Here is a 20,282-nt window from a genome sequence, read left to right as displayed (position 1 = left end):
GGAGCAAGAATGGGATTCGGGCGCATCGCGGCCACAGTCCTGGTGGCACTCGTGACAGCCGGCTCGTACAGCGGTGTCAGCGCGGCAGCGGAGGAGCAGGGCGACATCGGCGCCATGTTCAACTGCGCCACCTACTCGAGCAACCAGACGATGTCGAGGAGCCAGGCGCTGGCCCGCGCACAGTCGTGGATCAACGCCAGGGTGCCCTACAGCCAGGCGGCCTGTCACACCAACCAGTTCGGGTCCTACCGCACGGACTGCTCCGGGTTCGTCTCGATGGCGTGGGGGCTCAGGGTCTCCCACACGACCTTCGACATCCACCACGTCTCCCACACGATCCCGCGATCGGATCTCCGGCCGGGCGACGCGCTGAACGACGCGGACTCGCACATCGCGCTGTTCCTCAGATGGGACGACGAGGCGAAGACGAGACCCGTGGTCCGCGAGCAGGCCGGGCCGAACGGATCGCCCACGGTGGAACGGGTCTGGTCCGCCGCGACGGCGAGCGGGTACACACCGATCCGCTACAACAAGATCACGGAGGACACGCCACCTCCGCCGCCTCCGCCGGCGACAGCGCTCTCCAAGTCGAGCGTGGTGGCGTTCGGGGACCAGCTGCACGCGTTCGCGACCGGCGTGGACGGGAGCCTCTACCAGAAGACGTGGACGGCCGCGGCCGGCTGGGGCGAGTGGAGCTGGCTCGGCGGGCAGATCACGGGCCAGCCGCAGGTGATCTCGTTCCGCAACCAGATCCGGGTGTTCGCGGTCGGTGTCGACAAGTCGTTGTACGAGAGGGTGTGGAGCCCGTCCGGCGGCTGGGGCGACTGGACGTGGCTGGACGGCCAGCTGTCCGGTGAGCCGCAGGTGGCGACCATCGGCGATCAGCTGACCGTGCTGGGCACCGGCGTGGACCGGTCGCTCTACGAGAGGACGTGGACGCCCGGTGGCTGGTCGGCCTGGAACTGGCGTCAGGGCCAGCTGGCCAGTGACCCGCAGGTGACCGTGCTGGGCAACGAGATCCACGTCTTCGCCACCGGGACCGACAACAGCCTTTACCAGATCAAGAGGACCGCGGCCGGCTGGGACGAGTGGTTCTGGCTGGGCGGGCAGATCACCGGTGCGCCCGCGGTGATCTCGTTCGGCGACCGGCTGAGCATCTTCGCGCGGGGTGTCGACAACGCGATGTACGAGAAGACCTGGCTGGCCGCGACCGGCTGGAACGACTGGGCGTGGCACCAGGGCCAGCTCGGCGGCGACCCGCGCGTGGCGGGGACCAGCGGCCGGTTCAGCGTGTTCGTCACCGGGGTGGACCAGGCCCTCTACGAGAAGACCTGGACGACGTCCGGCTGGACCGACTGGGCGTGGCGCGACGGCAAGATCACCACCACCCCGCGGCCCGCCCTGATCGGCAACGACGTGCACGTCTTCGCCACGGGCGTCGACAGCAGCCTCTACCAGCGGCGCTGGACCTCTGCGGGATGGGGGGACTGGACGTGGCTCGGCGGGCAGATCGCCGGTTAGCACCCCATTCCCCCGGACGAGAAGACAGGAACGAGCAGATGAGTGCTGCGTCGAAGTTCGCCCTGAACCTGGCGATCACCACCCTGGCGACGACGATCACGTTGTCGGGCAACGCTTTCGCGGCTGCGCCGCAGTCCGGTCCGACCGAGGTCTGGCCGCAGGAGGTCGGTGTGGCCTTCCGGGCGCTGCCCTGCGTCGCCGGGGGACCGACCGCGGAGGACGCTGCTGCCGCCGCCGCGCTGAACCCCCAGCTGACCAACAAGATGAAGGGGTACATGACGGCCTACAACACCTCGTGTGCGAGGGCTGTGGTCCGCGCGGTCAAGGACCGCGGTCTCAGCAAGAGGGCGGCGGCCATCGCCATCGCCACGACGATCGTCGAGACGAGCAACGCCAACCTGGACGGGGGCGACCTCGACTCGGTCGGTCTCTTCCAGCAGCGCGCCACCTGGGGCTCGTTCGCCGAGCGCACCGATCCGGTGATCGCGACCAGGAAGTTCGTGGAGACGATGGAACGGTTCTACCCCGGTGGCTCGTGGAGCACGGCCCCGATCGGTGACGTCGCCGCCGACGTCCAGCGACCGGCCTCGCAGTACCGCTTCCGGTACGGCGTCGAGGCCAACGACGCCACCGCGATCGCGAACGCCCTGTGGCCGGGCAACAGCTCCGTGGTCCACGGCCGGTCGAAGTCCAACGTGGTCGCCGAGGGCGGCAGGCTGCGCGTCTTCGCCACCGGGGTCGACGGCGCCCTGTACGAGAAGACCTCGTCGCCGGCGGGCGGGTGGAGCGACTGGGTCTGGCACCAGGGCCAGATCGTGGGGCAGCCGCAGGTCATCTCAGTCGGTGATCGGGTGCGCGTCTTCGCGACCGGGGTCGACGGCGCTCTCTACGAGAAGAGCTGGACGCCGGCGGGTGGCTGGAGCGACTGGGTCTGGCACCAGGGCCAGATCACCGGTGAACCGCAGGTGGTGCAGGTCGGCGACAAGGTCAGCGTCTTCGCCACCGGTCAGGACAAGGCCCTGTACGAGAAGACCTGGACGCCGGCGGGCGGCTGGGGTGACTGGGTGTGGCGCCAGGGGCAGCTGGCCGGCTCTCCCAGGGCGATCGCACTGGGCGCGGAGGTCCACGTCTTCGCCACCGGTGTGGACGGCTCGCTCTACCAGCTGCGCTGGACGCCGGGCGGCGGCTGGTCGGACTGGTTCTGGCACGGCGGTCAGCTGACCGGCGCGCCGCAGGTCAGCGTGCTCGGTGACCGGCTGAGCGTGTTCGCCGCCGGGGTGGACAAGGCCCTGTACGAGAAGAGCTGGACGCCGGCGGGCGGCTGGACCGACTGGGTCTGGCAGCAGGGACAGCTCGCCGGCGAACCGCAGGTGGTCACCGTCAACAGCCGGCTGAGCGTCTTCGTGACCGGCGTGGACAACGCGTTGTACGAGAAGACGTGGACGCCGGCGGGCGGCTGGGGCGACTGGGTGTGGCGTCAGGGCCAGCTGTCCGGCGCGCCGCGGGTGACCGCGTTCAACGACGGGATCGAGGTCTTCGCGACCGGCGTCGACGCGTCCGTCTACCAGCTCCGCTGGACTCCCACCGGCGGCTGGGGCGAGTGGGTCTGGCACGGCGGGCAGGTCACCTGACCTGAGCCGGCGGCAGGGTGGGTGCCCCACGTGGGCGCCCACCCTTTCTGCCGTGTCACGTCCATGTACGCGTGAGGTGGCCGTCCAGTGCGGCCAGGAAGTCGTCGGCGTCGAACATCGCGCCCGCCGAGGCCACCCCGTTCACCCGGAACCGGCCGGTCAGCAGGCGTTCCACCGCCTCGACGGCCAACGGTGCGCTGACGGCGTAGATGTCGCGACCCGAGACCGACAGCCGGCGTTCCGCGGCACCCCGCCGCACCACCACGTCCACCTCGAACGTCTCCGGTTCGGAGCGCTCACCGGCGGCTGCCAGGCCCTGCGCCGCCGTGACCGACATGTACGAGGTGACGGACGGGATGGCCAGGTGGCTGGGCACGGTCACGATGTCGGCCATCGAGAACTCACCGATGACCTCCCGCGGCCCGCTGGGGAAGTTCCAGGTCAGTGAAGGCGGTGCGGCGTCGTGGTGCTCGAGCCGTCCGTCGCGGAACCGGACCCGCTGACCACGGCGGCGGTCGCGGGAGACCGCCCCGGCGGCGAGCGTGCCGGGGGTCGGTTGCCAGCCGCTCAGGCCGTAGGCGACGTGGGCCTGCGACGCGTCCGGCCAGTCGGCCATCGCGGCGGTGACCAGCAGGTCGGCCAGGCCGCCGAAGAACGCCATGGCGGGCACGACCGGAATGGAGGCGCCGCGGGCGAACGTGTCGGCGTTCGCCTCGATCTCGGCTGCCACGTCGACGTACGGGATGCCGGCGCGTTCGGCGGCGGCGATCAGGGGCAGGGCGGTCACGGCGAACGGGCCGGCCGCGTTGATCACGGCGTCCGCGCCGGTCAGCGCCCGGTCGAGGGCGGCGAGGTCGTCGGCGGTGGCCTGGGCGCGGCCGAACGGGAGCGGGGTGCGACCGCGCTTCTCCAGCTCCGCCAGGATGAAACGCCCGGTGAGGCCGGATGCGCCGTAGACCGCGATGTGGTGTCCCATGTGGACATTGAAGTCAGCACGAGACCCGCGGCCCAGTGTCTGGAACGACACGATGCGTACAATTTCGGACATGCTCGCGTTCGCCGTGACCGCCGGGATGCTGCACTTCGAGCTGACCGCGACCTACGAGATCTTCACCGCGCCCCAGCTCGACTACGAGGTGGTCGTCTGCGGTGACCAGCCCGTGCGGGTGGGCCGGTTCACGCTGGAGCCGGACCTGCCCCTGGACCGGCTGCACCGCGCGGACACCGTCGTCGTGCCCGCGCTCGTGGACGTGGACGAGCCGATCGACGCGAACCTGGTCGAGGCGGTCAGGAAGGCGCACGACGCAGGCGCCCGGATCGTCTCGTTGTGCACGGGTGCGTTCGTGCTGGCCGAGGCGGGGCTCCTGGACGGGCTGAAGGCGACCACGCACTGGGGGCACACCGACGAGCTGGCTCGCCGGTACCCGCGGGTCAGGGTGGATCCGGACGTGCTCTACGTCGACAACGGCCAGGTGCTCACCTCGGCGGGCAAGGCGGCGGCGATCGACCTGAGCCTGCACCTGATCCGCCGTGACCACGGGGTCGCCACGGCCAACACGGCCGCGCGCCGGCTCGTGGTCCCGCCGCCGCGACGGCGGGCAGGCGCAGTTCGTGCTCGCGCCGGTGCCGACCGGTGAGGGGCACCCGCTGACCGAGCTGTTCGGCTGGGTGGGGGTGAGGCTCGACCAGCCGTTGACGGTCGAGGACCTGGCCCGTCAGGCGAACCTGAGCTCGCGCCACCTGACCCGGCTGTTCAAGGACGTCACCGGCACGACCCCGTTGCAGTGGCTGCACACGCAGCGCATCCGGCGCGCGCAGGAGCTGCTGGAGCTGACCGACGACAGCGTGGATTTCATCGCCGAGGCGGCGGGTATGGGCACGGCGACGACGTTGCGCCGGCACTTCCACCGGACCGTGGGTGTGCCGCCGGACACATACCGCCGCACGTTCCGCCCGGTGGGTGGCCGATAGCCGCGAGCGGGGGCGTTATGTTGGCCGGATGAGCAACGGACAGCGCATCGGGGCGCGGGTGTTGCGGCGCAAGCCGATCGACCAGCTGACCCATCCCGGCAGTGAGATGCGGCGCACGCTCGGTGTCGGCCACCTCACCATGATCAGCATCGGCGCGACGCTGGGTACCGGCATCTTCGTGGTGCTGGGCGAGGCGGTGCCGCTCGCGGGGCCGGCGATCGTGGTCTCGTTCGTGCTGGCGGGCATCACCGCGTTGTTCTCCGCGCTGTCCTACGCCGAGCTCGCGGGGCTCATCCCGGCGTCCGGGTCCTCGTACTCCTACACCTACGCCACGCTCGGCGAGATCGTCGCGTGGGTCTGCGGCTGGTGCCTGGTGCTGGAGTACGGCGTGTCGGTCGCGGCGGTCGCGGTCGGGTGGGGTCAGTACGTCAACGAGCTGCTGCACCTCGTCACCGGGCTGCGGATCCCGGACGCGTTCAGCCAGCCGCCCGGTGACGGCGGGATCGTCAACATCCCGGCCGTGCTGGTCGTGGTCATCTCGATGCTGGTGCTGCTGGGCGGTGCACGGGGTAGCGCGCGCACGAACGCGATCCTGGTGTACGTGAAGGTCGGCGCGTTGCTGATGTTCTGCGCAGTGGCGTTCACGGCGTTGAAGGCGGGCAACCTGCAGCCGTTGTTCCCGTTGGGGCTCGCGGGGATGAGCGCCGGTGCGGCTACGTTGTTCTTCTCCTACATCGGGTTCGACGCCGCCTCCACCGCCGGCGAGGAGGCGAAGAACCCGCAGCGCGACCTGCCGCGCGCGATCATCATCTCGCTGGTCGTGATCACCGCGCTGTACTGCGCTGTCGCACTCGCGGCGGTCGGGGCGATGCCGTGGCAGACGTTCGAGGGCACCGAGGCGGCGCTCAGCCGGGTGCTGACCGACAACGTCGACGGCGCGATCTGGCCGATCCTGCTGTCGATCGGTGCCGTGGTGGCCACGACGTCCGTGGTGCTGACCGTCCTCTACGGACAGACGCGCATCCTGTACGCGATGTCGCGCGACGGGCTGGTGCCGTCGATCTTCGCGAAGCTCAGCCCGCGCACCGGTGTGCCGTTCGCCAACACGGTCGTCGTCGGCCTGTTCATCGCGGTGCTCGCCGCGCTCGTGCCGCTGGGCTCGCTGGCGGACGCGACCAGCATCGGCACGCTGTTCGCGTTCGCGCTGGTCAACGTCGCGGTGATCATCCTGCGGCGCACCGAACCCGACCGGCCGCGCAGCTTCCGGGTGCCGTTCTCGCCGGTCACGCCGTTGCTGGGGCTCGCGTTCTGCGTCTACATGATGTTCAGCCTCGGCCTGGACACCTGGATCGCGTTCCTCGCCTGGATGGCGCTCGGGTTCGTCATCTACTTCGCTTACAGCGTCCGGAAGGCCCGCCTTGAGGTTTCACGCGATCACTGACGTCCCGGGCATCGCCCGCGTCGCGCGGTACTACGCCGACGTCTGGGAGACGACACTCGACGTGCTGTCGACCGAGACGCTGCACTGCGTCCGGCACGCGGGCGGCGCGACGATCGGGGCGTTCGACGGTGACGAGCTGGTCGGTGCCACGACCGGGCTGTTCTGCCCGGACGGGTCGGTGTACTCGATGATCGCGGCCGCGCGGCCCGGCGTCGGGCACCCGTTGAAGCTCGCGCAGCGCGAGTGGGCGGCCGGGCTCGGCGCGCGGTCGATGCGCTGGACCTACGACCCGCTGGTGGCGCGCAACGCCCGGTTCAACCTGGTCAAGCTCGGCGCGGTCGTCACCGAGTACACAGTGGACTTCTACGGGCCGATGAACGACGGCGTGAACACCGGTGAGTCCGACCGGCTGACCGTGCGGTGGGACCTGACCGGGTCGCGGGAGCCGCACGAGCCGGAGCCGCGTGGCGAGGTCACCGCGACCGCACCGGACGGGGAACCGTTGCGGCGCACCGACGGCGAACGGATCTGGTGCCGGGTGCCGCGTGACATCGTGCAGGTGCGCAAGGATTCGCCGGACCAGGCGGACGAGTGGCGGGTGGCGGTGCGCGCGGTGTTCGTCGACGCCTTCGCCGACGGGTACGTGGCGACCTCGATGTCCCGCGACGGCTGGTACGGACTGGAGCGCCGGTGAAGGTCGAACGCGTTGAGCTGCTGCACGTCGCGATCCCGCTGGTGTCGCCGTTCCGCACGTCGTTCGGCACGATGACGACGAAGGACACGTTCCTGCTGCGGGTCGTCACGGACACCGCGCAGGGCTGGTCGGAGTTCGCGGCCGACCCGGAACCGCTGTACTGCTCGGAGTTCGTCGGCGCCGCGGAACTGGTGCTGGCCGACCACCTCGTGCCCCGCGTGACGCCGGAGGTCACGGCCGCTCAGGTGGCACCGAGGACGCACGCGGTCAAGGGCCACAAGCTCGCCAAGGCCGCACTGGAGACCGCGGTCCTGGACGCCGAGCTGCGGTCGTTCGGGATGCCGATCGGCACGTTCCTGGGCGCCACCACCGACAAGGTGCCCGCGGGTGTCTCGGTCGGGATCAAGAACTCCGTCCCGGAGCTGCTCGCGGACGTCGAGGGCTACCTCGCCGAGGGCTACGCGCGGATCAAGCTCAAGATCGAGCCCGGCTGGGACGTCGAACCCGTGCGCGCGGTCCGCGAGCGCTTCGGCGACGTCCTGCTGCAGGTCGACGCGAACACCGCGTACACCCTCGCCGACGCCGACCACCTGCGCCGGCTCGACGAGTACGACCTGCTGCTGATCGAGCAGCCCCTCGAAGAGGACGACATCCGCGGCCACGCCCTGCTGGCGCAACGCATCGGCACGCCGATCTGCCTCGACGAGTCGATCACCTCGGCCAGGGACGCGGCCACCGCGATCGCGCTCGGCGCGTGCCGGATCATCAACGTCAAACCGGCGCGCGTCGGCGGTTACCTGGAGGCACGCCGGATCCACGACGTCGCCGCGGCGCACGGGATCCCGGTGTGGTGCGGCGGAATGCTCGAGACCGGCATCGGGCGCGGGCCGAACCTCGCGCTGGCCGCGTTGCCCGGTTTCGTGCTGCCCGGCGACGTCTCGGCGTCGAGCCGGTACTTCGCCGAGGACCTGACCGAGCCGTTCGAGCTGCGGGACGGCTTCATGAACGTGCCGGCCGGGCCGGGCATCGGCGTCGACCCGGTCCCGGAGACGCTGCGGCGCTTCACCACCGCGACGAAGGTCCTCTACGCCAGCGACTGAAGCTCGCGGGCCAGGTTCGTCCGCGCGGCCGCGTCCCACCGCTGCCGCGCGGGCTCGGTCACGTAGAGGTCCTCGCGCTCCAGCAACGACTTCAGCACCGCGGCCCGGCCCTTCCGCCACGTCGCGTCGTCGTACCGCGCGTACTCGTGCCGCACGGCCTGCCGGTAGCGCTCGTAGTGCTCGGGTTCCGAACCGAGGATCGCCAGGTCGGCGTCGAGCAGCACCTGCGCGAGCGGGTCGTCCGACGAGTGGGTGATCGTGGCCAGCACCAACGACTCCACGCGCGTGATGTGCTCTTCCTCCAGCCCGGTCAGGCGTTCGCGGGCCCACTGCGCGCTCGCCCGTTCGTCCTCACCGGGTTTGCCGTCGTAGATCACGTCGTGCGCGCACGCGGCCAGGGTGAGGATCGCGCGTTCCTCGACGGAGAACGCGAAAGCGTCCGCGAGCGCGGAGGAGTCGCGCACGACGGACGCCACGTGGAAGGTGTTGTGGTAGGCCCGGTGCGGCTCGGCATACCGTTCGACCAGGTCGCCCGCGTCCGGTGTGCCGCCCAGAGCCCGGACCGCGTCGTCCCAGATCCGTCTCACCGTGCCAGCTCCTCTTCGACGACGTCCGCGGCGGCGGTGCTGCCGCCCGCCCGGTGGATCATCCGCTGCATGTCCTTGACGCGGGCGGAGATCGCCGAGTCCGAGGCCAGCTGGTCGACCAACGAGCGCACGCCCTCGGGGGTTGCGGTGTCGAGCACCACGCCCAGGCCGAGCTCCTCGACCCGCTGGCCGTTGAGGCACTGGTCGGTCATCCGCGGCACCACGATCATCGGCACCCCGTGGTGCAACGCCTCCATCACCCCGGCCATCCCGCCGTTCGTGACGAACACGCTCGCGTGCTCCAGCACGGCGAGCTGCGGGATGTCGTCGTGCACCTCGACGTTCGGCGCCGCCGGCACACCCGTGGTCACCAGGTGCCACGGCATCCCCTCGGCCGCCCGCGCACACACCTCCGTCGCGGCCGTCGCGAGCACGACCCGGCCGCCCGGCGGTTGCCAGCTCGCCTGGAACGGCCGGGAGGCCAGGCACGGTCCGACGAACGCGTGCCAGTCGCCGAACGTGTCACCCTCCGGCTGGAACTCCCTGGGGAACAGGGCGATCCTGCGCCGCACACCGGTGAGGAACTCCGGCAGCGCGCTGCCGACGAACGCGTGCACCCTGGTGAAGAACTCGACCACGTCGGGACCGAACCCGCCGGGCGGTACCGCGGCGTCACCGAGCGACCAGTGCTCGTTGCTCGTCAGCAGGCTCTCCACCAGCAGGTCCGGCACGCCCAGCCGCCGCGCGATCACCGCGCCCGACCAGGTCGTGATGTCCCACAGCACCAGGTCCGGCGGGTCCTCGCGGAGGACCTGCTCCAGCACCGGCAGCGTGATCTCCGCCTCGACGAACGCCTCCTTGGCCGCGAGGTAGAGCGACGCGGGCATCGGGAAGTCGATCGTCGTGTCGTAGTACAGCGGGGTGGCGCCGGTGCTCGCGACGGCCTCGGCGAGCCCGGTGGGCACCGGGACGCTCACCCGGTGGCCGCGGCGCACGAGCTCCTCCACCAGCCCGAGCGCGGGCAGCACGTGCCCGCGTTCCGGCAGGAGGAAGACCGCCATGTGCGCCACGGCCTCACCTGCTCCTGTCGTAGGGGCGTTCCGGCCAGTGGTGCTTGGGGTAGCGGCCCTTGAGCTCACTGCGCACCCGCAGGTAACCGTTGCGCCAGAACGTCCTCAGGTCGCTCGTCACCGCTGTCGGGCGGCCGGCGGGCGAGAGCAGGTGCACGACCACCGGGACTCCCGCGATCTGCGGGGTGTCGGCCCACTTCATCGCGTCCTGGATGCGGACGTACAACGCCGGTGTGTCCTGGGTGTAGTCGACCTTGCCCTGGCCGATGCGTTCCGGGGCGAGCTGGTCGAGCTCGGCCGCCTCGGGCCACGGCAACAGGTTCCGCAGCACCGCGACCGTGTCGATCTTCGCCAGGTCGGAGCGCTTCTTGGCTTTGCCCAGGTCGAGCGAGCGGATCAGGCTTTCGTCGTCGACGCTCGGCCAGTCGCGGGTGCGGTGCAGGAACGCCATCCGTTCACGCAGGCGTTCGGCGGCGTCGGTCCACTTGAGCAGGCCCAGACCCTCCGCCTGCAGGCCCATCCGCAGGGCCTGCTGCGACTTGGCCAGGTCGTTGAGCGGGCGTTCGTCCAGGGTGATCGCGCCGAGCTTGCGGACGCTGTTCGCGACGACGTCGCGTTCCCAGCGGATGTCGTCCTCGGTGTGCACGAGGGCGGCGGCCGCGGTCACGGCGAGCTCCTCGTCGGCCGGGGCGGCCAGGCGGATGCGGCCGTGCTTGTTGCCGGGTTCACGGTCGGCGATCGCGACCGCCAGCCACTTGGCGTGCGAGTTGTCGTGCTCGACGGCCGTGCCGTTGGCCATGAGGTAGACGCTGCTGTTCTTGGACCTGCGCTTCGCCAGCCGCTCCGGGTAGGCGAGGGCGACGACCAGGGCGGGGTCGCCGTTGCCGTGCGGGTTGGTGCCGAGCTTTTCGAGCTTCTTGGCTTCCTGGCGCCATTTGCCCGGCGACTTGAGCGCAGTGGCCAGGTCGGACGTGTTGGGGTGCGTGCTGTCGTCGAGCAGCGCCACGACCTCGGCGGCGGTCCGGTTGCCGGCGAGCGCGCTGCCGTCGATCAACGCCCGGCCCAGCCGCGGGTGCAGGCCGACGCTCGCGATGCGGTCGCGGCGGTCGGTGTCCTCCAGCGCGTTGATGGAGTGCAACGTCTCCTGGGCGGCCTTGAGCGCGCCCTCCGGCGGGGCGTCCCACCAGTTCAGGGCACTGCCGTCCGGGGTGCCCCAGACGGCGAGCTCCAGGGCGAGCCGGGTCAGGTCGGCGGTGCGGATCTCCGGTTCCGGGTAGCGGGGGAGCGTCGAGTGCTCGTGCTCGGGCCAGCAGCGGTAGACGCGGCCGGGTGCCTCACGTCCGGCGCGACCGGCGCGCTGGTCGGCGACCGCCTGGGACACCCGGATCGTGGCGAGACCGGCGAGCCCGCGGCGGTGGTCGACGCGGGGGACGCGGGCGAGACCGGCGTCGACCACGGCGCGGACGCCGGGCACGGTCAGGCTGGACTCGGCGATGCTGGTGGCGAGCACGACGCGTTGCCGCTGCCCCGGCTTGAGCGCGGCGTCCTGGACGGCCGCCTTGAGCTGGCCGTGCAGGATCACCGTGTCGGCGTTCAGCAGGCTCGCCGTGCGGTTGATCTCGCGCACGCCCGGCAGGAACGCGAGCACGTCGCCGTCCACTTCGGACAGCGCTTTGGTGATGGCCCGCGCGACGGTGGTCTCGATGTGCTCGTTGCGGTTCGGCGGGACGTAGGTGATCGTCGTGTCGAACGTGCGCGCGGCGGTGTGCAGGACCGGCGCGTTGCCGAGCAGGTCGGAGAGTCGTTGGGCGGCAACGGTCGCGGACGTCGCGAGCAGCTTCAGGTCGGGCCTGAGGCCTGCCTTGGCGTCGAGCAGGAGCGCGAGCAGCAGGTCGGCGTCGAGGTGGCGTTCGTGGACCTCGTCGAGCAGGACCGTGCCGACGCCCTTGAGCTCCTGGTCGTGCTGCAGGCGGCGGACCAGCAGGCCGCTCGTCACGACCTCGACGCGGGTGTGCCTGCTGGTCTTGCGGTCGCCGCGGACCGAGTAGCCGACGGTGTGGCCGACCGGTTCGCCGAGCAGGCTCGCCATGCGCGCGGCGGCGGCGCGGGCGGCGATGCGGCGGGGTTCGGCGACGACCACCTTGCCCGGCAGCGCGAGCGGGACGAGCGTGGTCTTGCCGGTGCCCGGAGGAGCGACGAGGACGGCCGACCCGTGGTCCTCGAGCGTGCGCAGGAGCTCGGGGAGGACGGACTTCACCGGGAGATCGGGCAGGTGCACGTTCCTGAGTGTGTCAGGGTGGTGGCATGGTCTTGATAGGTGTGGTGTCTGGGGTGCTGTCCACACTGCGATCCGCGCGCAACGTCGCGCAGTGGAAGCACGTGCCGATGGTGTCGGAGTCGTCGAAGACCGCGTCCGTGCTGGCCGTGGTGCCCGCGCGCGACGAAGAAGCCACCCTGCCGTCGCTGCTGACCGGTCTGGTCGGCCAGGCGGGTGTCCGCGTGGTGGTCGTCGACGACGCTTCGGGGGACGCGACGGCGGCGGTCGCGCGGGCGCACGGCGCCGAGGTGGTCGAGTCGGCCGGTCCGGCGGAGGGCTGGGCCGGGAAGGTGCACGCGATGCACCTCGGCGTGCAGGAGCTGCGCGACGAGGAGTGGCTGCTGTTCGTGGACGCGGACATGACCTGCTCGCCCGACCTCGTCGGCCGGCTGGTGGCGACGGCGTCCGAGCTGGGGGCGGACCTGATCTCGTCGTCCGGGCGGGGGACCGGGCCGGCGTGGTGGTTCCTGCTGCCCGCGTTCAACACGCTCGTGTTCGAGGGGTCGCCGCCGGACGGCAAGGGTCCGACGGCGCTCGCTGTCGGGCATTGCATCCTGGTGCGGCGGGCGGCGTTCGAGAAGGCCGGTGGCTGGGAGGCGCTGGCCGGGGACCACGCCGACGACGTCGGGCTCGCGACCCTGGTCAGGGGCACCGGCGGGTTCGTGCGGTTCGTGGACGCGTCGATGCTGCTCACGACCTCGGGCCTGGACACGTTCGGGGACACCTGGCGGTCGTTGCGCAAGAGCATCCAGCCGGCGTTCCGGGACATGTTCGGAGCGAAGGCGCGGCCGCTGTTGATCGCCGCCGGGCTGCTGCACCTCGCGTACGGGCTGGTCCCTGTGCTGCGGTGGCGCTCGCCGTGGTCGTGGCTCGCGTGGTCCGCGCAGGCGGCGTCGCACCGGGAGTACGTCAAGCGCGTCGGGCAGCCGGAGGCCTCCGCCGTGCTGGCGCCGCTCGCGTGGGCGACGATCGGGGTGTTCCTGCTGGACTGCGCGCTCAGGCCGGGCGCCAGGTGGAAGGACCGCCGCGTTGGTTGACCCGTTGCGCGACCCGGACGACCCGGAGCTGCTCGACCCGTACCAGTCGCGGTCGCTCGCGATCCTGGTGGAGGGCGCGCGGCTCGCGTCCGGCGCGGTCAGGTACGGCAAGGTCGGCCGGGTCGGCTCTGCGGCCGTGGTGATCAACCGGGAGAACCCGTTGCCCAGTGGCAACTTCGGCTGCGCGCTGGACGGGACGTCGGTGGAGGTCGCCTCGACGCTGCTGCAGCTGGAGCAGACGTTCGCCGACGTCGGGCGGGCCGAGGCCGTGGTCTACGCGTCGCCGACGACGGTCGACGAGATCGAGGGCATCGCCGACGACTCCGGGTGGTACGCGGTCGAGGAGCTGCTCACCGTGGTGCACCGGGGGCGTGCCGTGGTCTCCGCGGGAGTGCGGCGGGCGGAGGACGCGGACCTGCCGGGCATCGTCGAGCTGCTGTCCGACGAGCTGGTCGGCAACCGGGCGCGGCTGCAGAAGTGGCTCGGGCACCGGCTGGACGACCCGCGGTGCCTGCTGCTGGTGGTGGACGACGGCGAGCGGATCGGCGGGTTCGTGTCCGGGTTCGCCGAGCGCGGCGTGGGCCTGGTCGAGCAGTGCGTGGTGCGGCCGGCGCGGCGTCGCCGGGGCGTGGGGCGGTCGCTGGTGGTCACCGCTGCGGCGGCGTTGCGCTCGGCCGGTGCGGCGCTGGTCGCGTCGCAGGTCGACGAAGGTCCGGGGGAGCGGTTCGCGGAGGCGTGCGGGTTCGTCGCCGCCTACCCCGTGACTGCATATGTACGCAGAGTGGATGAGCTGCTCGACTGAAAAAGTTAGTTGCCGCGTGACATATCCTTAGCAGGGCTAAGGGAGGGTTTCGGTGCGCGAGCGCTTGCCGGTTGAGGTCTGGGTACTGGTCGCGGCGAGCTTCATCATCGCCATCGGGTTCGGGATCGTGGCACCGGTACTGCCGGTGTTCGCCGCGACGTTCGGTGTCGGGCACACTGCCATCGCGATCCTGATCAGCGTGTTCGCGCTGGTCAGACTGGCGTTCGCGCCACTGAGCGGCATTCTCGTCAACAAGTTCGGCGAGCCGCACGTCTACATCGTCGGCATCCTGATCGTCGCCGCCGGCACGACCATGGCCGGGTTCTCCGGCAGCTACTTCGAGATGCTCGGCTGGCGGGCGCTCGCGGGCATCGGGTCGACGATGTTCACCGTCGCCGCGCTCGCGTTGCTCATCCGGATCACCCCGGCGCCGATGCGCGGGCGGGCCTCCGGGATGTGGGCGGCCGGGTTCCTCGTCGGCAACGTCGCGGGCCCGATCGTCGGAGCCGGTCTCGTGCCGCTCGGCCTGTGGGTGCCGTTCGTGTCGTACGGCGCGTTGCTGTGCGTCGCGGCGTTCGTGGTCTGGTTCTTCCTGCGGAATTCGACGTTGGCGGCGCTGGACAAGTCCAACGGCACCGACCACATGCCGTTCATGGACGCGATGCGCCACCGCGCTTACCACGCCGCGCTGGCCTCCGGGTTCGCCAACGGCTGGGCCGTGTTCGGCGTGCGCATCTCCCTCGTGCCGGTCTTCGTGATCGAGGCACTGGAGCAGAGCCCCGCCATCGCCGGCATCTCGATGTCGGTGTTCGCCGCGGGCAACGCCGCGACGCTCTTCATCTCCGGCAAGCTCGCCGACACCCGCGGCCGCAAACCGGTCGCGATCGCCGGCCTGGTCATCAGCGGCGTCACCACGATCTGGATGGGCTTCACCACCGGCACCTGGGACTTCATGGCCGCCTCGCTGATCGCGGGCATGGGCGCGGGCCTGCTGAACCCGCCGCAGAACGCCGTGGTCGCCGACGTGATGGGCGCCCGCGGCCGCGGCGGCCCGGTGCTCGCCGGCTTCCAGATGGTGACCGACCTGGGCGCCATCATCGGCCCGATCTCCGCCGGTGTCCTCGCCGACACCCTGGGCTTCGAGGCCTCGTTCGCGGTGACCGGCGCGGCACTGCTGCTGTCGGTGTTCTTCTGGTTCATCGCACCCGAGACCCTCCCCACCCACGAGGAGGAGCACACGGCCACCGCGGTGGCACCGGAGTGCGGCGCCCTCGACGAATCCGCCGAGGTCCCCCTGGGCGAACGCGTCGGAGGCAAACCACGCCACCCGGAAGCGTGACCGCGTACTCAGGTTCTTTTCAGCCTGGATCGCTACCCTCGGCGCCGTGGGTGGAGCAGAGCGCAGTGCGCGGAAACGGAAGCAGGCCGCGCGTGCGGTGACCCAGGCCCGTAACTCGGGCGGGGACCGGACCAAGATCATCGCAGGCATCGCGGTGGTCGCCGTCCTGGCGGTCGCCGTGATCGGTTACGTGATCTTCCAGCAGCAGTCGAGTGGTACGACGACGGACGGCGCCATCCCGGCCGCCCCCGCCGACAAGGTCATCTCGGCCCCGTCAGCACGGGACAACAACGTCGTGGTCGTGGGCAAGGACAGCGCCACCACCACCATCGACGTCTACGAGGACTTCCTCTGCCCCGCCTGCGGCCAGTTCGAGGAGATCTACGGCAAGGACCTCAAGAACGCGGTCGAGGACGGCAAGCTCAAGATCCGCTACAACATCCTCCCGATGCTGGACCGCCTCTCCGAGCCGACCGGCTACTCGTCGATCTCCGCGAACGCCGGCCTTTGCGCCGCCGACGCGGGCAAGTTCAACGAGTTCCACGCGGCCCTGTACTCGAAGCAGCCCGAGGAGGGCGGCCCCGGCTACACCAAGGACCAGCTGATCAAGCTCGGCAAGGACCTCGGCATCACCGACGCGGCCTTCGAGACCTGCGTGCAGAACGACACGTACAAGGCCCAGCTGTCCGACCTGATGTCCAAGACGAGCGCCAACGACGCCCTGAAGAACGGCGGCGGCTTCGGCACGCCGACCGTGGCGCACAACGGTGCGCGGGTGGACATGGCGGCCAACGACAACTGGCTGGCCGACCTGCTCAAGTGAAACGTTCCTCGGTGACGCCCGGTCCTTCGACGTGAGGGCCGGGCGTTCGTTTTGCCGAGGGCGGTGTGTGTGCTGCGAGTCACTGATCTTCGTGTGCGGTGCGTCCTGGGCGAAAGCGAGTCGTTGGGTGGCCTGAACGGGGGTCTACCTGGGGTGATGGGGTGGGGAGACCCCCGATTTTTATCTTGTGGCACCGATGTTGTACGGTATTGGCACACGAGAACGGCAGGGAAACCCGCCGGGAACGTGGACCTTCAAGGGGCTGTGGCGCAGCTGGTAGCGCATCACACTGGCAGTGTGAGGGTCAGGGGTTCGAGTCCCCTCAGCTCCACAATTGAAGACAGCATACGAATCGCCCGCTGACCTGCAAGTATGAGGTTGGCGGGCGATCTTGTGTTTCTGTCCCGAGTGGATGGTTGTATCCCCAACTGGAGCAAAACTGGAGCACGGTCCTGTGCCCTGCGAAATAGGGTCACGTGGCTGCTCCAGGATCGGTCGCCCGGTCGGGTGGTTGTCCACAAGACTTTTGATCGCCTGCTGACGTGTCGGCGATGGCGTCTGGCACGGTCGACCGCGCCGCGCACGATGCGGGCGGACACCGTGCATTTGCGGAGCCAGCAGGTACGTGACCGTGGCGGTGTTGCCGGCCGGTGTCGTCTGTCGCGCGTATGGACGCCGAAGCGGCCGAGGCGCTGCTGCTCGGCGGTCACGTTGTGGCGAACGCGTGCTGCGCATGAAGTTGGCGACTCGGTTGTTCCCATCCTTGTGGCGTCTTCGGCGGGAGCACCAAAGGATGGGAACAGTGCTGACCAGCGGTTTCAGGTTGGATGCTTGGTCGTGCAGGCCAGTTTCATGTTGTAGAGGTCAGGTAGCGCTCGCGTGTGGTGGCGCGTTGCTGCTGTGTCGGTGGTGCCACAGCACTACGTCGCGGATAACCGCCGCCTGTTGCAGGCCAAGACGCTCAGCTTCGGCGCCGTCAACGAGATTGATCTCGAAGACGACGTCTACGGCTTCATGTTGCTGCTGGCGGCGGGTCCGCTGCCTGGAGCCGGAAGTTGTGTTCATGCTGCGATCTGAGCATCGGCATGTCTCAGCGCTTCGCGGTCGACCTGATCCATGCCGCCCCACACGCCGTAGCTCTCGTCCCTGGTGAGTGCCGTGATGGCACAGGTCAGGCGGACCGGGCACAGGCGACAGATCTCTTTGCAGCCCTTTGCAGCCTTACTTCCCAGCTCGGCGTCGATCCAGTCGATTTCTCGGTCTGCGTTTCGGCATGCTGCGTGCACGTGCCACTTCGGTGCACGCAGCGCCACGAGCGTGGTCATACGGCCGGACGAAGAGGACCGCCGAGAAGGTAGTCGGCGAGGTGGCGGGAGGCGGTGTTGAGCTGTGCCGCAACCTGATGGCGGCTCAAACCGCGTCGCTTGGCCGCGGTTGACCGGTCTCCGTGGTCGAGGAGCACGTCGGAGACGAGGTCGGCTTCGTGGGGTGTGATGACACCGGACAGCATGGCTCCTGCGAGGACGAGGTCCGGGTGTCCGTCGGCTGTGCGGATGTCGATCGCGGTGTCGGTGAGTTCGGACCGGGACATGGCCCGTCGCCTTTCGCTGTTGCAGGCTTCGTGGCCGCGTCGGAAGGCTGCCCAGTAGAGCTGTCCGAAGATCTTCGGTGATCGTGCGTCGGCGAGGTCGAGTGCCTGGAGGAAGCCTTCGAGGATCTCGGAGTCCAGGTCGTTGCGGTCACCGCAGAAGCGGGATCCCAGCTTTCCGGCGATGTGCTTGAGTCCGGGCATCATCATGGCGGCGGCAATGGTGGTCCACGGTTCGGGTGCCGCGTGTGCCTTCCGGACGAGTTCCTTCCACACGGCGTCCTTGCTCACCCAGCTCGTCTGTCGTTTGAGGAGCAGTACGCGCACGCGGTCCAGAGGCAGCTCCTCGTTGGGAAGGCCGCATCCGAGTGCTGCGCAGTCGAGCGTCAGCGGCTGTGGGCCGGCGGTCATCGCGAGGAACCGCCGTTCGATCACGTCCAGGTGCGAGGGGGAGGGCGAGGTCATCGGGGAGGTGCCTTTCAGGGCGGGGGACCATCTCACCGCCAAATCCGTCTCCGGTGGCGCTCGATGGAAGCGATTCACCAAAACGAGTGGCGTGTCGCTGATGTGGCTCGGTGGCGGTGCGCCTTGCGCGGGAAACGCTCCTAGCGCGCGCCTGGCAGGATGACCGGCCGTGGTCGTGAGCGTGAGCATGGTGCGGAAGCTGGCTGACGAGAGGTCGTTCGAGCGAGGCGAGCGGTACCTCGCGGCCGGTCAGGTTCGGCGGGTCACGGTGGACGGGTCGACCGTGACCGCAACGGTGGACGGCACTCGGACTTATCGCGTGCGGCTCGACGTCACGCCGAAGGGCCTGTGCGGGCGTTGCTCCTGCCCTTACGGAGCCGACGGCGTGTCCTGCAAGCACTGCGTCGCTACTTCGCTGGCGTGGTTGGAACAGGGCGGTGAGATGGGGGAGCCGCGTGCGGAGCCGTTGTCCGACAAGCGGCTGCGGTTGTTCTTGAGTGGTTGTGATCAGGAGTGGCTGATCGAGCAGCTGATGACGGCCGCGAAATCGGATCGCGTGCTGCGCGCCCGGCTCGCCGCCGCGGCCGGGCAGAAGAACGCGTTCGACGACCGGGACATCAGAGACCGCTTGGAACGCGCCATCGACATCCCCGATTTCGTCGACTACGGCGGGGCGTACGGCTACTTCCTGCACGTCGGTGAGGCTCTGGGCGAAGTCGAACGGCTGATCGGAGCCGGGTTCGCCGATGCCGCGATCATCCTCGCCGAGTACGCACTGGAACTGCTGGAGTCCTCGGCCGAGCGGGTGGACGACTCCGACGGCGGGCTGTCCGAGGCGATCGCCCGCGTGGAAGAGATCCACTTGGCGGCTTGTGAGGCGGGCTCACCGGACCCGGTGGAGCTGGCCGAGCGTCTGGTCGCGCGGGCGGTGAGCACCGACTACGAGCTGTTTCTCGACGTGCTGCCCGCGTACGAGGAGGTGCTGGGGTCAGCGGGCTTGGCGCGCTACCGGGAACTCGTCGAGCAGGGGTGGCGGACGCTGCCGCCGAAGAAGCCGGACGACTACAGCGCCCGCCGCTTCGTCATCACCCATCTCATGGAGAACCTGGCCGAGTCGTCGGGAGGCAGATGGGCTGATCGAGGTGCTGGCACGGGACGTGACGAGCTCCTACGACGTGCTCCGCATCGCTGAACGGCTGTGTGCCGACGACCGTGACGACGAGGCGCTGACGTGGCTGGAGCGCGGCCTGACCGACTTCGAACCCGACTCTCGCCTGCGTGATCTGGCTGCTGGGATCCACGTGCGCGCGGGCCGGCTCGACCGGGCAGGTGAGATGCTCTGGTCCAACTTCACCGACCGGCCGAGTCTGGAGACCTTTCGCGCGCTCCGCGATGCCACCGCCGGCGACTTTCCGCATTGGCGGGAACGCGCGCTGGCCTTCCTCGCCGTGCTACCGCCCGTCAAGGGATCCTGGTCATCGGGTCGCTCGACGTTGGTGGAAATCCTGCTGGCCGACGACGAGAACGAGGCCGCCTGGCAAGCAGCGGTCGACGGCGGCTGCTCGGAAGGTCTGTGGCTTCGCCTCGCGCGTGTCCGTGCCGCGAGCCACCCGGCCGACGCCATTCCGATCCTGCTCCGTGCTGCCGACCGGGCGATCGAAGCGCGCAACCGTGACTCCTACAAGGCGGCCGTTCGCCTGCTGGCCGAGGTCAAGGCGCTGTTCGCCCGCTGCGACCGCGACGACGACTTCCGCGCTCACATGACCGTTGTGCGCGCCGCGCACCGCACGAAGTGGGCTCTGCGCCAGGAACTCGATTGGGCTCGGTTGCCCTGACCAGCCGGGACAGGACCCGAACAGCGAAGATTCATCACAACGGGTGATGTGTCGCTGTTGT

At 70.0% G+C, this 20,282-nt stretch carries 18 protein-coding genes, 1 tRNA gene and 1 pseudogene; 14 read left to right on the top strand and 6 right to left on the bottom strand.

The features are described from left to right. Positions 1 to 9: 9 nt before the first annotated feature. Both BBK82_RS08380 and BBK82_RS52290 read left to right on the top strand, forming a co-directional pair. Entirely contained in the window at positions 10 to 1,521 is a 1,512-nt protein-coding gene (locus BBK82_RS08380) for a DUF8189 domain-containing protein (protein WP_065914490.1), read from the top strand. Between the two features lie 38 nt (positions 1,522 to 1,559). Beyond that, positions 1,560 to 3,152, top strand: a complete 1,593-nt coding sequence (locus tag BBK82_RS52290; RefSeq protein WP_065914489.1) for a PLL family lectin — start codon at positions 1,560 to 1,562, stop codon at positions 3,150 to 3,152. A 55-nt stretch (positions 3,153 to 3,207) separates the two neighbouring features. Here the strand turns inward: BBK82_RS52290 and BBK82_RS08370 are convergent, their stop codons facing one another. Then, positions 3,208 to 4,128, bottom strand: coding sequence for a saccharopine dehydrogenase NADP-binding domain-containing protein (locus tag BBK82_RS08370; RefSeq protein ID WP_065914488.1), 921 nt, complete (start codon positions 4,126 to 4,128; stop codon positions 3,208 to 3,210). 52 nt (positions 4,129 to 4,180) lie between these two features. On the opposite strand from BBK82_RS08370, the pseudogene BBK82_RS08365 reads away from it, so the two are divergent. The 4 genes and pseudogenes from BBK82_RS08365 (at position 4,181) to menC (ending at position 8,358) form a co-directional block, all read left to right on the top strand. After that, positions 4,181 to 5,123 (top strand): annotated as a pseudogene (locus BBK82_RS08365) (GlxA family transcriptional regulator). A 28-nt stretch (positions 5,124 to 5,151) separates the two neighbouring features. Beyond that, a complete protein-coding gene (locus tag BBK82_RS08360) occupies positions 5,152 to 6,564 on the top strand; it encodes an amino acid permease (RefSeq protein WP_065914487.1) in 1,413 nt (470 codons plus the stop codon). Beyond that, complete coding sequence (locus BBK82_RS08355) at positions 6,542 to 7,258, top strand: hypothetical protein (RefSeq protein WP_065914486.1); 717 nt, start codon at positions 6,542 to 6,544, stop codon at positions 7,256 to 7,258. The genes BBK82_RS08360 and BBK82_RS08355 overlap by 23 nt, the downstream gene beginning before the upstream one ends. Next, a complete protein-coding gene (menC, locus tag BBK82_RS08350; protein WP_065914485.1) occupies positions 7,255 to 8,358 on the top strand; it encodes an o-succinylbenzoate synthase in 1,104 nt (367 codons plus the stop codon). The genes BBK82_RS08355 and menC overlap by 4 nt, the downstream gene beginning before the upstream one ends. On the opposite strand, the gene BBK82_RS08345 is transcribed toward menC, so the two are convergent. Genes BBK82_RS08345 through hrpB form a run of 3 tightly spaced genes read right to left on the bottom strand, consistent with a single transcriptional unit; the run spans position 8,343 to position 12,293 of the window. Next, complete coding sequence (locus tag BBK82_RS08345) at positions 8,343 to 8,945, bottom strand: HD domain-containing protein (RefSeq protein WP_065914484.1); 603 nt, start codon at positions 8,943 to 8,945, stop codon at positions 8,343 to 8,345. The genes menC and BBK82_RS08345 overlap by 16 nt on opposite strands. Beyond that, positions 8,942 to 10,006 (bottom strand): nucleotide disphospho-sugar-binding domain-containing protein, encoded by a 1,065-nt coding sequence (locus tag BBK82_RS08340; protein WP_237048375.1) that lies wholly within the window; start codon positions 10,004 to 10,006, stop codon positions 8,942 to 8,944. Before BBK82_RS08340 ends, BBK82_RS08345 begins: the two co-directional genes overlap by 4 nt. Before the next feature lie 13 nt (positions 10,007 to 10,019). After that, positions 10,020 to 12,293, bottom strand: coding sequence for an ATP-dependent helicase HrpB (gene hrpB / locus BBK82_RS08335; protein ID WP_065914482.1), 2,274 nt, complete (start codon positions 12,291 to 12,293; stop codon positions 10,020 to 10,022). 26 nt (positions 12,294 to 12,319) lie between these two features. On the opposite strand from hrpB, the gene BBK82_RS08330 reads away from it, so the two are divergent. From BBK82_RS08330 to BBK82_RS50015, 6 genes are all read left to right on the top strand, one after another. Continuing rightward, positions 12,320 to 13,369, top strand: coding sequence for a glycosyltransferase family 2 protein (locus BBK82_RS08330; protein WP_083267867.1), 1,050 nt, complete (start codon positions 12,320 to 12,322; stop codon positions 13,367 to 13,369). After that, the gene (locus BBK82_RS08325; protein WP_065914480.1) at positions 13,362 to 14,171 is read left to right on the top strand and encodes a GNAT family N-acetyltransferase; all 810 of its coding nucleotides are present in this window, start codon (positions 13,362 to 13,364) and stop codon (positions 14,169 to 14,171) included. Before BBK82_RS08330 ends, BBK82_RS08325 begins: the two co-directional genes overlap by 8 nt. A 52-nt stretch (positions 14,172 to 14,223) precedes the next feature. Continuing rightward, complete coding sequence (locus BBK82_RS08320) at positions 14,224 to 15,510, top strand: MFS transporter (RefSeq protein WP_065914479.1); 1,287 nt, start codon at positions 14,224 to 14,226, stop codon at positions 15,508 to 15,510. A 46-nt stretch (positions 15,511 to 15,556) separates the two neighbouring features. Beyond that, the gene (locus BBK82_RS08315) at positions 15,557 to 16,333 is read left to right on the top strand and encodes a DsbA family protein (RefSeq protein WP_065914478.1); all 777 of its coding nucleotides are present in this window, start codon (positions 15,557 to 15,559) and stop codon (positions 16,331 to 16,333) included. 258 nt (positions 16,334 to 16,591) lie between these two features. Continuing rightward, positions 16,592 to 16,664 (top strand) — tRNA-Ala (locus tag BBK82_RS08310). Between the two features lie 578 nt (positions 16,665 to 17,242). Further along, complete coding sequence (locus BBK82_RS50015) at positions 17,243 to 17,410, top strand: hypothetical protein (RefSeq protein ID WP_154697189.1); 168 nt, start codon at positions 17,243 to 17,245, stop codon at positions 17,408 to 17,410. Here the strand turns inward: BBK82_RS50015 and BBK82_RS47340 are convergent. Together BBK82_RS47340 and BBK82_RS08305 are read right to left on the bottom strand one after the other, a co-directional pair. After that, positions 17,395 to 17,658 (bottom strand): WhiB family transcriptional regulator, encoded by a 264-nt coding sequence (locus tag BBK82_RS47340; protein ID WP_071812553.1) that lies wholly within the window; start codon positions 17,656 to 17,658, stop codon positions 17,395 to 17,397. The two genes, BBK82_RS50015 and BBK82_RS47340, sit on opposite strands and share 16 nt — an antisense overlap. Next, complete coding sequence (locus BBK82_RS08305; RefSeq protein ID WP_065914477.1) at positions 17,655 to 18,356, bottom strand: hypothetical protein; 702 nt, start codon at positions 18,354 to 18,356, stop codon at positions 17,655 to 17,657. The genes BBK82_RS47340 and BBK82_RS08305 overlap by 4 nt, the downstream gene beginning before the upstream one ends. A gap of 217 nt (positions 18,357 to 18,573) precedes the next feature. Here BBK82_RS08305 and BBK82_RS08300 point away from each other — a divergent pair, with 217 nt between their 5' ends. Both BBK82_RS08300 and BBK82_RS08295 read left to right on the top strand, forming a co-directional pair. Then, on the top strand, positions 18,574 to 19,578 hold the full coding sequence (locus tag BBK82_RS08300) for an SWIM zinc finger family protein (protein WP_335618116.1): 1,005 nt from the start codon (positions 18,574 to 18,576) through the stop codon (positions 19,576 to 19,578). Next, positions 19,544 to 20,221 carry a hypothetical protein gene (locus BBK82_RS08295; protein ID WP_154697187.1) on the top strand — a complete coding sequence of 226 codons (678 nt, stop codon included), beginning with the start codon at positions 19,544 to 19,546 and terminating at the stop codon, positions 20,219 to 20,221. Before BBK82_RS08300 ends, BBK82_RS08295 begins: the two co-directional genes overlap by 35 nt. The last annotated feature ends 61 nt before the right edge of the window (positions 20,222 to 20,282 follow it).

Source organism: Lentzea guizhouensis (assembly GCF_001701025.1).
Taxonomy (GTDB): Bacteria; Actinomycetota; Actinomycetes; order Mycobacteriales; family Pseudonocardiaceae; genus Lentzea; species Lentzea guizhouensis.
Note: the sequence above shows the minus strand (reverse complement) of the source record. Positions and strands in the feature narration are given on the sequence as shown.